15 protein-coding genes are annotated in these 14663 nt (G+C 43.9%); 8 read left to right on the top strand and 7 right to left on the bottom strand.

The features are described from left to right. Positions 1 to 407: 407 nt before the first annotated feature. Both HMPREF1254_RS08735 and HMPREF1254_RS08740 read left to right on the top strand, forming a co-directional pair. A complete protein-coding gene (locus tag HMPREF1254_RS08735; RefSeq protein ID WP_023058259.1) occupies positions 408 to 1238 on the top strand; it encodes a GLPGLI family protein in 831 nt (276 codons plus the stop codon). Positions 1239 to 1251: 13 nt separating this feature from the next. Beyond that, the gene (locus tag HMPREF1254_RS08740; RefSeq protein ID WP_231385842.1) at positions 1252 to 3828 is read left to right on the top strand and encodes a carboxypeptidase-like regulatory domain-containing protein; all 2577 of its coding nucleotides are present in this window, start codon (positions 1252 to 1254) and stop codon (positions 3826 to 3828) included. Between the two features lie 76 nt (positions 3829 to 3904). Here the strand turns inward: HMPREF1254_RS08740 and HMPREF1254_RS08745 are convergent, their stop codons facing one another. Together HMPREF1254_RS08745 and HMPREF1254_RS08750 are read right to left on the bottom strand one after the other, a co-directional pair. Next, positions 3905 to 4438: an FHA domain-containing protein gene (locus HMPREF1254_RS08745; RefSeq protein ID WP_036873713.1), complete on the bottom strand. Its 534-nt coding sequence runs from the start codon at positions 4436 to 4438 to the stop codon at positions 3905 to 3907. 12 nt (positions 4439 to 4450) lie between these two features. Next, on the bottom strand, positions 4451 to 5554 hold the full coding sequence (locus HMPREF1254_RS08750; protein ID WP_023058303.1) for an SPOR domain-containing protein: 1104 nt from the start codon (positions 5552 to 5554) through the stop codon (positions 4451 to 4453). A gap of 144 nt (positions 5555 to 5698) precedes the next feature. Between HMPREF1254_RS08750 and rfbC the strand changes: the two genes are divergently transcribed. Then, the gene (rfbC, locus tag HMPREF1254_RS08755) at positions 5699 to 6247 is read left to right on the top strand and encodes a dTDP-4-dehydrorhamnose 3,5-epimerase (protein WP_023058277.1); all 549 of its coding nucleotides are present in this window, start codon (positions 5699 to 5701) and stop codon (positions 6245 to 6247) included. A 41-nt stretch (positions 6248 to 6288) separates the two neighbouring features. After that, positions 6289 to 7092 (top strand): DUF4738 domain-containing protein, encoded by an 804-nt coding sequence (locus HMPREF1254_RS08760; RefSeq protein ID WP_023058306.1) that lies wholly within the window; start codon positions 6289 to 6291, stop codon positions 7090 to 7092. Between the two features lie 197 nt (positions 7093 to 7289). Here HMPREF1254_RS08760 and HMPREF1254_RS08765 read toward each other — a convergent pair whose 3' ends face one another. Further along, entirely contained in the window at positions 7290 to 7472 is a 183-nt protein-coding gene (locus tag HMPREF1254_RS08765) for a hypothetical protein (RefSeq protein WP_023058244.1), read from the bottom strand. A 116-nt stretch (positions 7473 to 7588) separates the two neighbouring features. Here HMPREF1254_RS08765 and rpsF point away from each other — a divergent pair, with 116 nt between their 5' ends. The 4 genes from rpsF (at position 7589) to HMPREF1254_RS08785 (ending at position 11681) form a co-directional block, all read left to right on the top strand. Then, positions 7589 to 7933, top strand: coding sequence for a 30S ribosomal protein S6 (gene rpsF / locus HMPREF1254_RS08770; protein ID WP_023058249.1), 345 nt, complete (start codon positions 7589 to 7591; stop codon positions 7931 to 7933). 2 nt (positions 7934 to 7935) lie between these two features. Continuing rightward, positions 7936 to 8208: a 30S ribosomal protein S18 gene (rpsR, locus tag HMPREF1254_RS08775; RefSeq protein WP_023058295.1), complete on the top strand. Its 273-nt coding sequence runs from the start codon at positions 7936 to 7938 to the stop codon at positions 8206 to 8208. A gap of 19 nt (positions 8209 to 8227) precedes the next feature. Further along, positions 8228 to 8818, top strand: coding sequence for a 50S ribosomal protein L9 (gene rplI / locus HMPREF1254_RS08780; RefSeq protein WP_023058257.1), 591 nt, complete (start codon positions 8228 to 8230; stop codon positions 8816 to 8818). Between the two features lie 388 nt (positions 8819 to 9206). Beyond that, entirely contained in the window at positions 9207 to 11681 is a 2475-nt protein-coding gene (locus tag HMPREF1254_RS08785; protein WP_023058284.1) for a bifunctional UDP-N-acetylmuramoyl-tripeptide:D-alanyl-D-alanine ligase/alanine racemase, read from the top strand. A 179-nt stretch (positions 11682 to 11860) separates the two neighbouring features. Here HMPREF1254_RS08785 and HMPREF1254_RS08790 read toward each other — a convergent pair whose 3' ends face one another. From HMPREF1254_RS08790 to HMPREF1254_RS08805, 4 genes are read right to left on the bottom strand one after another with little or no spacing between them, the layout of a single operon-like run. Further along, positions 11861 to 12334 carry an ExbD/TolR family protein gene (locus HMPREF1254_RS08790; protein WP_023058267.1) on the bottom strand — a complete coding sequence of 158 codons (474 nt, stop codon included), beginning with the start codon at positions 12332 to 12334 and terminating at the stop codon, positions 11861 to 11863. Then, positions 12331 to 12861, bottom strand: coding sequence for an ExbD/TolR family protein (locus tag HMPREF1254_RS08795; protein WP_023058242.1), 531 nt, complete (start codon positions 12859 to 12861; stop codon positions 12331 to 12333). The genes HMPREF1254_RS08790 and HMPREF1254_RS08795 overlap by 4 nt, the downstream gene beginning before the upstream one ends. Further along, positions 12851 to 13372, bottom strand: coding sequence for a hypothetical protein (locus HMPREF1254_RS08800; RefSeq protein WP_023058261.1), 522 nt, complete (start codon positions 13370 to 13372; stop codon positions 12851 to 12853). Before HMPREF1254_RS08800 ends, HMPREF1254_RS08795 begins: the two co-directional genes overlap by 11 nt. Beyond that, on the bottom strand, positions 13369 to 14193 hold the full coding sequence (locus tag HMPREF1254_RS08805) for a MotA/TolQ/ExbB proton channel family protein (RefSeq protein WP_023058276.1): 825 nt from the start codon (positions 14191 to 14193) through the stop codon (positions 13369 to 13371). The genes HMPREF1254_RS08800 and HMPREF1254_RS08805 overlap by 4 nt, the downstream gene beginning before the upstream one ends. Between the last annotated feature and the right edge of the window lie 470 nt (positions 14194 to 14663).

A 14663-nucleotide genomic window follows, 5' to 3' on the forward strand; every position in this document is an offset into this window, starting at 1 on the left:
TAACGAACAAAGTGGGTGTCGTTGATTGTCCTCCAGCATTATTTTCAAATCGTGTCGAAAATGGCAGTTCCATTCGTGTTCATTCAAAAGAGCATGCTGTTTTTTTTACACCGAACAACCTTGTTTAAATGAAAGAGCCGTGAGTTGACGTATCATCTTACGGAGTTTAAAACCTGTTAAGGTGTTGGATATTTCATAAAACAATCTGTAGAGTATTACTGATTTTCCGAGATTTATTGTAATTTAGCAGCAATGATGACATATATTCAAATATGTGTTGGTTGAATAAATTCGACCAACAGGGGTATAAAGTATCGTCTCATTCAAAAATTGAGCCTTCGACATCTTTAAATTGTCCCATGAGTCAACCAAAATTACATGAGTAACAACTATAAAAAACATAGAATATGAAAAAAATTGTTTTATTGACAGCTGCTGTCTGTTTAACATCTGTAGCATTCGGGCAGAATGCAAGTTCTTTTCCCATAGATGAATACGAGTGCATCTACGAGTATCAAGTAAAAAACACCAAAGGTTCTATTGATGCGACCTCTACCATGCTTCAAATCGGCAGAAACACAGCAAAGTTTTCTGATTATACTACCTTTCAAGCAGACTCAGCCATAGCTTGCAAAGCTCCCGAAGCGGACATCCAGAAGTTCAAGGCACAAGAAATGAGAAACGACATGCTCTTCGACCAGTCTGTTTCCCAAAATGAACCTAAAGGTAAGTTGACTGTTTATAGCGTCATCACACCAAATTACTACAGTTATACCGAGAGCGCCACACCCATCAATTGGAACCTTTCAGAGGAAACTAACACTGTCTGTGGATACACTTGTCAAAAGGCAGTGGGAGAATATGGTGGCAGAACATGGACGGTTTGGTATTCTTCTGAGATACCTCTGTCCTTTGGACCTTGGAAACTTTGCGGTCTGCCTGGATTGGTATTGGCGGCTAACGATGCAGACAACATACATCAGTTCAAGGCAATCACGTTCCGTAAATCCAACACTCCGATGAGTTTGAAGCCATACGCCAATCCCATCATTATTTCAAGAGAGCAATTTATTAAAGCGAAGAACAAGTTTGAGATAAATCCGATGGGCAACATCCCTGCGGAAGCCATCAGCGAGATGATTGTTCTGAAATCTGAGGAAGGCGGACATCGTACCTTGATCAATGGTATGTTGCTGAGAGTTCGACCAAATGGATATGTTCCGCTCGAATTGAAGTAAACAGTGCACATTGATGAATAGGAGAATTTTCTCGATTTTAATGCTGTTAACTTGCCTCTGTAGCTCCTCTTTTTCCCAAAGTGTAGTTACAGGAATAGTGCGTGATACCACTGGTTTGGCTTTGGAAGGAGTCATCGTAAAGGCTACTGCTGACAAAGCAACTTTAGCCTTTGCACGAACATCAGAAAAGGGAACTTATCAGTTAACGCTGAAGACAGATGCCAAACAGCTCATCATTACAGCCGAAACCATTGGATATGAGAAGGCCAAGAGAGAAATCAAGAATATCTCACAGAAGTGCGACTTCATCCTGAAAGAGAAAACAACTGCATTGAAAGAAGTCGTGGTAAAAGCTCCTGCCATCTACCAACGAGGTGACACCCTGTCTTACAACTTAGCCTCGTATATAGGAAAGAATGACTACACTTTGAAAGATGCCTTGAAGAAGCTCCCAGGCATTGAAGTAGAGGACAAAGGTTCCATCAAATATCTGGGCAAGGAGATTTCTAATTTTTACATTGATAACATGGATTTGTTGGGTGGACGATATAACATAGCAACCACTAATATTCCTGCTTCGTTTGTAAACTCCGTGCAAGTGTTGAGCAACCATCAAGCTGTGAAAGCCAAAAAGGATGTCTTTTCCGACAACGTGGCGATTAATGTAAAAATGAGCAACAAGGCAAAGTTCAAACCAGTTGGCTCTTATGGTGCGTCGCTTGGTGTAGGTAAGCATACTTTGTATGAAGTGAATGGTGCAGGAATGCTCTTCATGTCAAACTTCCAAATGTTGGCTTCACTAAAGGCTGGCAACATCAATCAGTTTGCTTTGACAGACGGAACGAATCACTTTGCCAAGCAAGAGACATCATCTACCGTATCTAATTTATTGGGGAATCTTTCTGCTTCCACACCTCCTATTGACGTTGACAGATATGCTTCGCCAACAGACAGGTTGGTGTCGTTCAACCTATTGAAAAAGATTCATAAGGATGTTACCTTAAAAGGGAATATAGGATATAGTTATGCCAAAAGCAAGTATGACTATAGTTTGACGAGAAATTATGCGGATGCAGATCATCATATCATGATCGCCCAAGCGTATTCACCTCTATTAACCGTACATCGTCCGAGCATTCTGTTGGAATATAAAGACAATTCGGATAAGACTTATCGCAGCAACACGTTGTCTGGCACCGGTTCTTTTCTAACATCTGAGTTGCCAACTAAAGAGAATGAATCTTTCTTTAACCAGAAACAGAAGATGCGAACGTTTGATTTGAACAACAAGTTCTCTACCTTGTGGAATCACAAGGACTTGCGTTGGTCGGTTACATCTGTATTGTCATATCAAGGTTCGCCTATGGGAAAGATAACGCTTGACAAGGAAACTGCTGGTGGTGTGGTGCAAACTGCCAATGGACAAACGTTCAGAACAGAGAACACCATCTCTGTATCGAAGAAGCATCTCAATTCTCGCATCTATTTACCATTGTTGTTGAACTACTATATTAATAAGGTGCAGACGAACTTGCAGCCGACAGATGAAGGCAACGACGTGAGTATGCAACACTTTAGAATGGCATTGGCACCACAATATGAATATTCGCATCCGCAATACAGATATGTCTTTCGATTGGAAATGCCGATGCGCTTAGACTATATAGCGCATAGAGACCACAAGTCGGCATCATCGTCTGGCTCTTGGTATTATTCCATTTGCCCAAGCGTGTATGGCAACTATAAGGTAAGCTCCCTTTCTGTGCTGCGTACCAATCTGTTCTATGCCCGTAACTTTGGCGACATTTTGGACTTCTTAATAGCACCTGTCAGAATCAATGACACCTCGCTGAAAATTGGTTCTGGTATATTGGCAGACAACAAAAGTTTGAATGCCTCGTTACATTACGACTATAAGATACCACTGAAAATGTGGTTCCTCAATGTAGACCTTCTTTATAATCAGGAAAAGAACAACTTGCTTTTGAGCCAAAATGCAAGCTCAACGCTCGTCACCATGTCGAAAATATATGCCTCAAATACAGGAAGAAGTTTGATGGAGCAAATCGGTATCACCAAATTTATAGAGCCTATCAAGAGCAAAATTTCATTAAATGGTGTTTATCAATGGAAGCGACAAACGACTTTGCAGAATGATGTTCAGCAGAAATACACCTGGAAGAGTTGGATTTTAGCTCCAAAACTAACTTCACAACCATTTAAGTATGTAGAGTTAAATTATCATGGCATGTTTGCCAAGACTTATCTTTCTACAGAGTATCAGAGCAACAGCTATCTGAGCCAACAGCACAAGGTGTCTTTGAAAATCATGCCTCTCGATGGCTTCACATTCGACACCTCTGCTGACATTGTCAAGAATGAATTGACGAAAGATGTAACAAAGGTAATGAGCTTGTTGGATATGGGATTATCCTATCGAAAGAAAGCTGTCAAGGTTTCCCTTGACATCAGAAACATTCTGAACCAACAACAATATGGATATACCATCTACAACTCTGTCAATACATTTACCTATAACTATCAATTGAGAGGAAGAGAGTGTGTTTGTTCCGTGAAATTAACCATGTAAATCTTACTCTATCGGCACATACTCCTAGCTAAAATCGCCTAACTAGGTTGAGAGATATGGCATGGATCTCGCTTTTTTATTCGTCATCCTGGTCAGATGTTCGCAAAATAATGCTGGTTGCCCCGATGGTAAACAGCGATCCTTCATGGATGATTCTGCGTTCGCGGTTGCCAAGTAGTTGGTTGTCTACAAACGTACCGGTATAACTTGGGCCGTCGCTGAGCTCGTATTTCAGCTTACCATGCTTGTCTTTGGACACCGTGATGTTGCAATGCGTTAAGTCAACGCTTGGGTCGGTCGTTTCAATAGGGCACTCTATGTCGTTGCCTTTGACGTAGCGTCCAATGTGATTGACACCGAGCTGAAGGGGAAGAACTTGTTTGTAGTGGAAAACGTTCTCAATGACAACAATAGCTCCATAGGCTTGTTGATGAGCGTTTTCATCGATTTTCATGTCCTTTTGTCTTTCTTTCAGTTTGGATAAACCTATCTTTATCCTGAATTGCTTGTTGCATTCAGGACATTGGAAAACTAAAGATTGACCGTTAGAATATTTTGTTTCGTCAAACGTGATGTAATTATCACATTTGGGACAGCGAACTCTTTTCAATGTAACAGCTTATTAATGAGAGGAAATGGAGGATAGTTTCAAAACCCAACCATCTGCAAATTCCTTTTGGTTTTGAAGGTTGTTCAAGGCATTGTATGCAGCCCGTTCGGTTTCGTACTGTCCGTAGATTACTCTTGTGCTTTTATTCTTCGTGTAAACTTTTGCCTGAGCATAGCCTGCTTGATGTAACTTTGCTACAAATGCGTTTGCATTTCTGACCGTAACCCTACTGGCCAAAACAATAACGTAGGCGGTTGTTTTCTCTTCTACCTCTTTCTTAATAGGTTCAGCCGCTTTCGTTTCTTTTAAAATGGGCTTTGCTTCTGTTCTCTCGGGCGCATCGTTTGGTACGTCTACAGAGCCCGTGATGATGTCTTTGGGCATGATATGATACAACAAACTGGTATCAATGTTGCCAAACAATTTGGCATTATTTCCCTGATGGTTTAGTGTTGCCGGAAACAAGAAGAACGCCACAGCCACCAAACAAGCTGCAACCAGGTTTCTGATGAAGCTGACTTTAACTCGGATAGTTTTGCCCGAATCATCATCAGTGTCAGGTAGCTTCACTTCTGCGGGCATGAGCTGCTCTTCTGATGGCTTTGAAGTGTCTGCATGATCAGCCTTATTGAGCTGTGATTCAGCTTGTTCAATAAAGCTTGTTTGAGTAGCTTGTTGAGTAGAAGTGACGCTTGAAATAGGGGCTATATCCAATGAACTCAGTCCATATAGGGTGGGTGTTAAGATACCAGCCTCACATGGTACAAATGTAAATATCCCTTCACTATTATTATAATGTAGTGTGCCAATGTCTGACAAGTTGAATTGTCCCTCGTTTGAGAGGTGTTCTTTAATCTCAATGACCTCACGCTCTATTCTCCGAAGAGCCTCGGGATAACTGATGTCGTATACGTCTACATACGACTGTGCCAATAATGAATCGTTGATAGTAAGTTGTGGATTGAACCCAATGGTGCGGAGTGGGGGATAGTACAGCTGATCCTGCTCTTCATAGTGAGCATGAACGGGATGAGCCATAAACCCACCAAAATTTGGAATGATGACACAGTCATTGTCCAAAAGCAGCGTTTCGATATGTTTTTCCAATTCAATCACGTTTGCAAATTTATTGTTTTTTTACGAATAGAGCAACTAAAAACGTGAAAATTGCAACGGTAACAAATAAAAGCAACAAAAACTTTGCAGTTCTGTTGAATTGTGGTACCTTTGCTTTATAGAATACGTTCAGAAGAGTCAATAATGAAGTACACAGAATCAAAAATAAAAGGAGTATGGATCATCGAACCAAAAGTGTTTGAGGATGAGCGAGGCTATTTTTTTGAAGCATGGAAGCAGGCTGATTTTCAGAAACAGATTGGACGGGTTGATTTTATTCAAGACAATGAATCTAAATCCTGCTTTGGTGTCTTGCGTGGCTTGCATTATCAGAAAGGTGAGTACTCTCAAGCTAAATTGGTAAGGGTTATCAAAGGCCGTGTGCTTGATGTGGCTGTTGATCTTCGTAAGTCGTCACCAACTTTCAGCCAGTACGTCAGCGTAGAGTTGAGCGAGGATAACAAGCGTCAATTGTTTATTCCCCGCGGTTTTGCTCATGGTTTTTTGGTTTTGAGTGACGAGGCCATCTTTACTTATAAAGTGGATAATCCCTATGCGCCAGCACAAGAGGCTGGAATACGCTGGGATGATGAAACGATAAATATTAACTGGCCCATAGACAAAAATAAGATAGTGACCAGTGAAAAAGATTTAAGAGCCTGCTCATTGGCTGATGCCGAACTTTTTGATTGATTCAGCATTAGGATTTGATACAAAAACATCTTGATTTAACGATGAAAACATCTATCTCCACAACTGTTATTCTACTTGTCCTCATGTTCTTTGCTGCCGGTTGTGCAAATAAGAGTAAGCAGGACGAGAGAGCATTAGCGCAAGAGGATGTGAAGGCCAAACAACTCCTGCAAGGCATCTGGTTGAATGAAGACGAAGAAGATGTTGTTTTCAAAGTTCAAAATGATACGATTTATTATCCTGACTCAACCAGCATCCCTGTCTACTTCAAGATAGTTCAAGACTCACTGATTTTACAAAGCTCGTCGGCCGTCAAATATTCTATCGTACGCCAGACGGAGCATCTTTTTGAATTCAAAAACCAGTATGGTGACGTGGTTCGTTTGGTCAAGAGTGACAATCCGGAGAATGAATTTGCCTTTATGCGCAAACAACCTGTGGCGTTAAACCAAAATAGTTTAATCAAACGCGATACCGTCATCAATGTCGATAAACAGCGTTACCACCTTTATGTTCAGGTAAATCCTACGACGTATAAAATCATCAAGAATACTTATACCGACGAAGGTGTTGAGGTGGGCAACGTTTATTACGATAACATTGTACACATCAGCGTTTACAATGGTGCCAGCAAATTATTCTCACGGGATTTCAAAAAATCAGACTTTCAAAAATTCATCCCACAACAATTTTATGCACAATGTATTCTTTCTGACATTGTGTTTGATCATCTCTCCTCAGAAAGGGTTACTTTCAAGGCATATCTGCCAATACCCGACTCTACAACAAGTTATGTAATCAAAGTGAATATCACGTACGAGGGAAAACATGAATTGAGCGTTTAGATGCCTGGTGCTCTCATTTGCTCTTCATTAAACCTGGTTTAATTCTTTCAAATCATTATTCATCATGTGAAGATTGATTTGAACCTATGCCTCAATTATAACTACTAACCGTAATTCTGCTCAACTACTTGAAAGGTACCTGTAAATCAAGGTGGGGCAACAATAGATTTGGGCAAGAAAAACAAGCGGCCTTGGGTTTAGTATTTGTCTTGATGCCGCTGTATGAGAACGAAACCAATGACACCCAAAACGATGAACAATAAAGCCGTTAGCAATATACCGTTCATCCTGTTCCAGCCAGTAATGTGACTAAGTACGAGGAGGAATACGCCTATGTATACGCAGTAGAGTGCCATCGAGGTAGATAACTTCTTTCTCATCAGTGATCTGTATTTGACGACAAAAGTACGAAAATTATTTGGCAGACTTGCAGAAAATCAGTACCTTTGCATCGCAATTTGCAAAATTATAATTAATCATCAATTTTTAAAGTAGTATGAATCAATACGAAACCGTTTTCATTTTGACTCCCGTTTTGTCTGATGAACAGATGAAGGAAACGGTCGCTAAATTCAAGAAGCTGCTCACCGACAATGGTGCTGAGATTCTGAATGAAGAGGCCTGGGGCATGAAGAAACTGGCTTACCAAATTCAGAAGAAGAACTCCGGCTTCTATTGCCTGTTTGAGTTCAAGGGTGAGCCCACATTGGTAGAAACGCTCGAAACCGGCTTCCGCCGCGACGAGAAAGTAATTCGTTATATGACTGTTAAGCTCGACAAGTATGCTGCAGAGTATGCTTTGAAGAGAAAGCAGAAGTATGCAAACAAGAAGGAGGCATAATCATGGCAGAGCAGAATAAATCAGAAATTCGTTATTTGACTCCACCTTCAGTGGACATCAAGAAGAAGAAGTATTGCCGTTTCAAGAAGAGCGGTATCAAATACATTGACTACAAGGATCCTGAGTTCCTCAAGAAATTCTTGAATGAGCAAGGTAAGATTCTTCCACGTCGTATTACCGGAACATCTTTGAAGTATCAGCGTCGTGTGGCACAGGCTGTAAAGCGCGCCCGCCAGATTGCACTGCTTCCTTACGTAACCGATTTGATGAAATAAATAAGGAGGAGGAAACAGAATGGAGATTATACTGAAAGAAGATATCATCGGTCTTGGATACAAGAACGATATCGTGAACGTGAAGAAAGGTTACGGACGTAACTATTTGATTCCGACCGGCAAGGCCGTCATCGCATCAGAATCGGCAAAGAAGGTTCTTGCAGAGGATATGAGACAGCAGGCTCACAAGCTGGCTGCTTTGAAGGCTGAGGCTGAGAAGAAGGCTGCCGCATTGGAAAATGTAGCTTTGGAAATAATGGCTAAGGTTTCTGCTTCTGGCGTTACCTACGGTTCGGTTACCGCTGCTACCGTGGCTGAAGAGTTGGCAAAGAAAGGCTTCGACATCGACCGCAAGATAGTCACCATGCGTGATATCAAGAAGGTAGGTGACTATGAGGCTATCATTCACTTCCACAAGGAAGTAGAAGTGAAGGTTCCTGTGAAAGTGGTAGCTGAAAACGCGCCAAAGGAAGAGCCAGCCGCTGAAACGAAGAAGGTTGCAAAACCTGCTGAAGAGGCAACAAATGGAGAAACTCTTGTTGCAGAAACTGAAGTAACAGAAGAGTCAGAAGCCCCAGCAGCTGAAAACGCTGAAGAGGCTGCTGAATAGCATGGTGTGAGGTGCGCTTTTGCGCATTTCGCGTCAAGGTTCAGAAAATTTTTTAGATATATAATTACACTGTAAAGCAAATCTATATGTATTCCCGATTGGTCGCATAGCTGACCAATCGGGATTTTTGTTTTGACTATCATGTGTGTTGTCTGTAACTATCAAGAAGCAGATGACTTCTCTTTGACATCGAATATAGAGAAACTTTTCAAGATTTGTCCATTTTTGAATTTCAAAACCAGGAAGAAAAGAGATAGTTCTATATTGTCAAGGAAGAGAGTGTGCAGGTAGGCCTATTTATACGAATGAACCAATTGTGCAATTTCTTTATTTTCTTTTGGCATCCATCAGAAAAAGATTACCTTTGTATTGATAAACATTGACTTTTATGACTTATAGTATCGAAAAGGTTACCACACTCATAGGTGCGCGGCGTTATGGAACGAAAAATGCACAGATAGGCTTCATCTTGACAGACAGCCGATCGCTTTGTTTTCCCGAAGAAACTTTATTTTTTGCTTTGGTGACCGATCGTAACAATGGTCATCATTATATTCCGGAACTCTATCAGCGTGGTGTTCGCAACTTTGTGGTTTCGGCTGTGCCAGTTGGTTACGACAAACTTTATCCCGAAGCCAACTTTCTCAAAGTGGTTGACACGCGCAAGGCTCTGCAAAGGCTTGCGGAACGGCATCGTGATGAGTTTGACATTCCCATCGTCGGCATCACGGGTTCTAATGGAAAAACAATGGTGAAAGAGTGGTTGTATCAGCTTCTTTCACCGCAATTTTATGTCACTCGTTCGCCTCGCAGCTACAATTCACAGATTGGTGTACCTCTGTCGGTTTGGTTGATGAACGAACAAACACAGGTTGGCGTGTTTGAAGCGGGAATCAGTAAGCCAGGGGAGATGAGTGCTTTGCGTGACATCATACAACCCACCATTGCCGTGTTGACCAACCTTGGCGACGCGCATCAAGAGAATTTCGGACTCATCGAGGATAAATGTCGTGAAAAACTAATCCTCTTCCACGATGCTGAAACCCTAATTTATCCTGCTGACGATGAAATTATCAGCAAGGTCATCACTGAATACGACTATCCTGGTGAACGACTTTATTGGTCGATGAAGGACAAAGAGGCACCGTTCTTTGTGAAATTTGTCGAGAAGAAAGAAACCATGACGACCGTCACCTATGTATATAAAGGTAAGGAAGACTGGTATTCGCTACCGTTCATCGATGAGGCTTCTGTGGTCAATTCTATTGTCTGTGCCATCGTGTCATTACACTTGGGGGTAACACCAGACGTGCTGGATCAACGCATGCAGCAACTGGAACCTGTTGCCATGCGCCTTGAGGTGAAAGAGGGACAGCATGGGTGTACGCTCATCAACGACTCGTACAACTCGGACATCAATTCATTGGACATCGCGCTTGATTTCATGAACCGTCGTCCTGACCATCAAGGACGTAGCCGAACGTTGGTTCTTAGCGACATCGATCAGAGCGGACGAGAGGCTTCTGAACTGTACAGAGAGGTTTCCAACTTAGCCGTTAAGCGTGGCGTGACCAAGTTGATTGGCATCGGACAGCAGCTGACCGAGCAGCAAGATGCCATCAAGGTGAAACAGAAGTATTTCTTTCCAACGGTAGAAGCCTTCATCAAGAGTGTCGTGTTCCACGCGCTGCGCGATGAGGTAATCCTGCTGAAGGGTGCCCGCAGGTTTGGATTTGACAGGCTTAGCGAGTTGCTTGTGCGTAAAGTGCACGAGACAATCCTTGAGGTTAACCTCAATGCGGTGGTCGACAACCTGAATCATTATCGCTCGTTCTTGAAGCAGTCTACGAAGTTGGTCTGCATGATCAAAGCAGATGCTTACGGTGCGGGTGCCGTAGAGATTGCCAAGACGCTGCAAGACCATTGTGTGGATTATCTGGCTGTGGCGGTTGCCGATGAGGGTGTGACACTCAGAAAGAATGGCATCACGGCCAATATCATGGTGATGAACCCCGAAATGAGCTCGTTTAAAACGCTTTTCGATTACGACTTGGAACCCGAAGTGTACTCTTTCCGCTTACTGGAAGCACTCGTCAAGGCTGCCGAGAAAGAGGGTATCACCGACTATCCTGTACATATCAAGCTTGATACGGGCATGCATCGGCTTGGATTTGATCCCAGTAATGACATGCAGCGGTTGATAGAACGTTTGAAACATCAAGACGCCATCATTCCTCGTTCGGTGTTTTCACATTTCGTAGGGTCGGATAGCGATGACTTTGACAACTTCTCCGCACGACAGTTTACATTGTTTGATAAGGCAAGTAAACAGTTGCAAGCCGCCTTTCAACACAAGATTTTGCGTCACATGGACAACTCTGCCGGTATTGAACATTTCCCCGAGCGGCAGCTGGACATGTGCAGGCTGGGCTTAGGACTGTATGGCATCGACCCTCGAAACAACCAAGTAATCAATCACGTCAGTACCTTAAAAACCACAATCCTGCAAATGCGCATGGTCAAAGCTGGCGATACGGTAGGTTATAGCCGAAAGGGAAAGATAGAACACGACAGCATGATTGCTGCCATTCCCATCGGTTATGCCGACGGATTGAACCGACGTTTGGGTAATCGGCATGGCTATTGTTTGGTCAATGGGCAACGTGCTTACTATGTGGGTAACATTTGTATGGACGTGGCCATGATTGACGTGACGGGAATCGATTGCAAGGAGGGCGACCAAGTGGAGATTTTTGGCAATCGTCTGCCTGTGACCGTGCTCTCAGACACGCTCGAAACCATCCCTTACGAGGTGCTTACGGGGGTGAGCAACAGGGTAAAGCGGGTGTATTATCAAGATTGATGAATAAGTTGTGAATGAGTTGAAGTCAAGGATGGCTTCAACTTTTTTGCTATAAGATAAGAGAAATGAAGCCATGAACACGCTGTGTTTAAAGTTCTTCGTTTCTCTTGTCTTGTTTGTTAAGTCGATTGTCGTGGCTGTGTCAACGGCACCCGTCATGTATGGATGGCCACACGTTCTCAATTCTTCGGCGATGGTTTCTCCGTGGCCGAATAGTTGATACGCAGGGCGTTAGCCTTTCTTAGTGCCAGCTTCACCTCGTTTAATGTGCTCATTCGCACATGTCTGTCGGCTTTAATGGATACCGTCATCTGCTGCAAGTCTTCGGGTGACATGTTATGACGCTCCTCGGTGATGTAGTCCACAAGGTCATCCGGTGTTACAAACTTGTCATTCAATTGTATGCGTACATTTTTTTCATTGGCTGTTCCGCCGTTAGAGAGGGGAACGCCGATGTAGACATACGACACGGCCGACTTCTTGGTAAGCCGCGTCAATTCTGTTCCTTGCGGCACGCGATACTTCACCTTGAGTGCCACCTTACGCATGTGTGTCACGATCATGAAAAAAAACAGCACCGTGAAAATCAAGTCGGGTAGGGATGCCGTGTTCAGGTTCGGCACGAAATGTTGTCGTTTTCTGAAGTTGATCATCGGGTGGCTCCTTCCTCGCTCGTCTGGTATGTCTCTGCAATCCGTTGCGGACACTGTTGCGTGATGACGTTCCGTTGGGTCTCGTTGCATGCTTCGAGTGCTCGTCCGTATCGTTGTCGGGCCAGGCGGTCGCGCACGTTTTTATACGCAGCCATCAGCTCGTTTTGCAGGTTGAAGTAGGTTTCGTATGCCGACTCGGGCGATGCGCTTACCGATATGAGATGCTCTTTGCCCACTCTTGTTATGAATTCCTCCGTCCTGATGCGCAATTCGTTCATGTTGACGGGCTGTCCGTTGAGCAGTAACGCATTGTCTTCCGTTATTTTCAGCTCCATCAGTTTGCCCTTGTCCACCAGGCTCTCTTGCTCAACCTTTTCCTGCTGTGCTGGTGGCAACTGCCTGCGCAGTCCTTTATCCACGTCCATGGAGGTGGTTACCAGAAAGAATATCAGCAGCATGAACGAGATGTCGGCCGTTGAGGTGGTGTTCAGTTCCGGGATGTGATGTCTTTTTTTCCTAATCAGCATGTTCTCTTTTTTGTTTGCGATAATATCTCGTCATGCCGAAGGCCACGGCCACGGCAGCCGCTGCCAACAGGAGGATGGAGGTGTTGATGAACTGGTCGGCCATGCGAAGTAGCATGCCGTCCGTGAAACTCTTTCCGTTGGTCGTCAGCGGTTGTGTTGAACCTAATGCGAATGTCAGCGCGAAGACCGTCAGCGTTGCACCCGCCACGCAGCGGCTGATTAACGACGTGGGTATGCCATTGCTTACCTTTGACTCGCTGCGCCGGCGTTTCATTTCACGCGCGATAGACCATATACCGGTGCCTATGGCAGCGGCCAACAGCACATACATGAAGAGGAGTAGGACGGTAGTGAACAAAGGTTCGTTGAAGTCGGGATTTTCATCGTACGGCTGATTATAGCCAACCAGATAGTAGAGGGCGAACAGGCTAGCCGTCAGAGCCGACAAAGCGTACAGCACCCACCTGGAGAGCTGTTCCGTTGAACGATGCCGTATGTCGAAGTGCTTCATTTCGATAGTTTATGCTTCATCAGCGCGTCAAGCAGAGTGATGGCCGACTCCTCCATCTGCGCCGTGATATGGTCTGTCTTTGACAGGATGTAATTGTAGAACACTTGCAGGATGAGGGCCACGATGATACCGAAAATCGTGGTGATGAGCGCCACCTTCATTCCCGCGGCCACGATGGTGGGACTGATGTCGCCGGCCGTCTGTATCTGGTCGAACGTCATGATCATGCCAATGACCGTTCCTAAGAAACCCAACGAGGGAGCCATGGCGATGAACAGAGTGATCCACGAGCAGCCTTTCTCCAGGTTGTTGGCCTGTACAGATCCGTAGGACGCCACCGAATGTTCTATGTTCTCAATCGGTTCGTCCACCCGGCTCAAGCCCTCGTAGCACAGCGAGGCCACGGGGCCGCGTGTCGCCTGGCACTGTTGCTTGGCTCCTTCCAAATCCTTGCTCTCAATCTTTGAAGTCACGTCGGCCATGAATCGCTTGGCGTCTATCTCCGACAAGCTGAGGTAAATGATGCGCTCGATGCAGAACGCCAAGCCCAAGATGAGCACTAAGGCCACCAACGACATGAAGCCGGCGTTGCCTTCAATGAACTTGGTTTTCAAAAACTGGTGCACGCCACTGTTCTCTGTAGCCATGCCCATGCTGTCGGCTGCGGCTTCAAGGTCTTCGTTCATCGCAGTCTGAATGTCACTGTCGTTCTGCGCAACCGAAACGGAATCGGCATTGCTAGGTTGTTGAGCTGAAAGAGCCACAGTATGAGCAAAGATGAAAATTGAGGCTATGAAGAGCTTGGTAAACAATATTTTCATTTTCAAGTGATTATTCTTAGGTGCAGACGGTAAGGTCTGTTTACCTTAATTATATAATGAGGTCAAAGGTAAGTATTTTGACTAATAACGCCAAGTGATGCTCTCATAAATATCTTTAAACGCCTTCAATTCGAGCAAAAGTACAAGAACGGAATAGCGCAATTTTAGTAGAATCTGATAAAAAGACAGGCTGAAGGGGCGCGTGTATCTCCGCATTCAAAAGTAGGAATGTTTTATTTTGAGAGTGAAGAGTTGTCAGTACGGGATAAATTAGATTTTAAAATCTGTTGATTAGAGGTTGACATTTGTAAGCGTCTTATTATTAGTCTCTTACAAAGAAATTTAATCTGATGGTTGATGAACGTTTGCTTTAGCCTTCAATGTCTATGACTTTGGCCGTCAAACCCAATGACTTTAGCCGTCAAACCCAATGACTTTGGTCTTCAAACTCAATGACTTTGCGTTTTTCC

It is taken from the genome of Prevotella sp. BV3P1, from assembly GCF_000479005.1.
Classification (GTDB): Bacteria; Bacteroidota; Bacteroidia; order Bacteroidales; family Bacteroidaceae; genus Prevotella.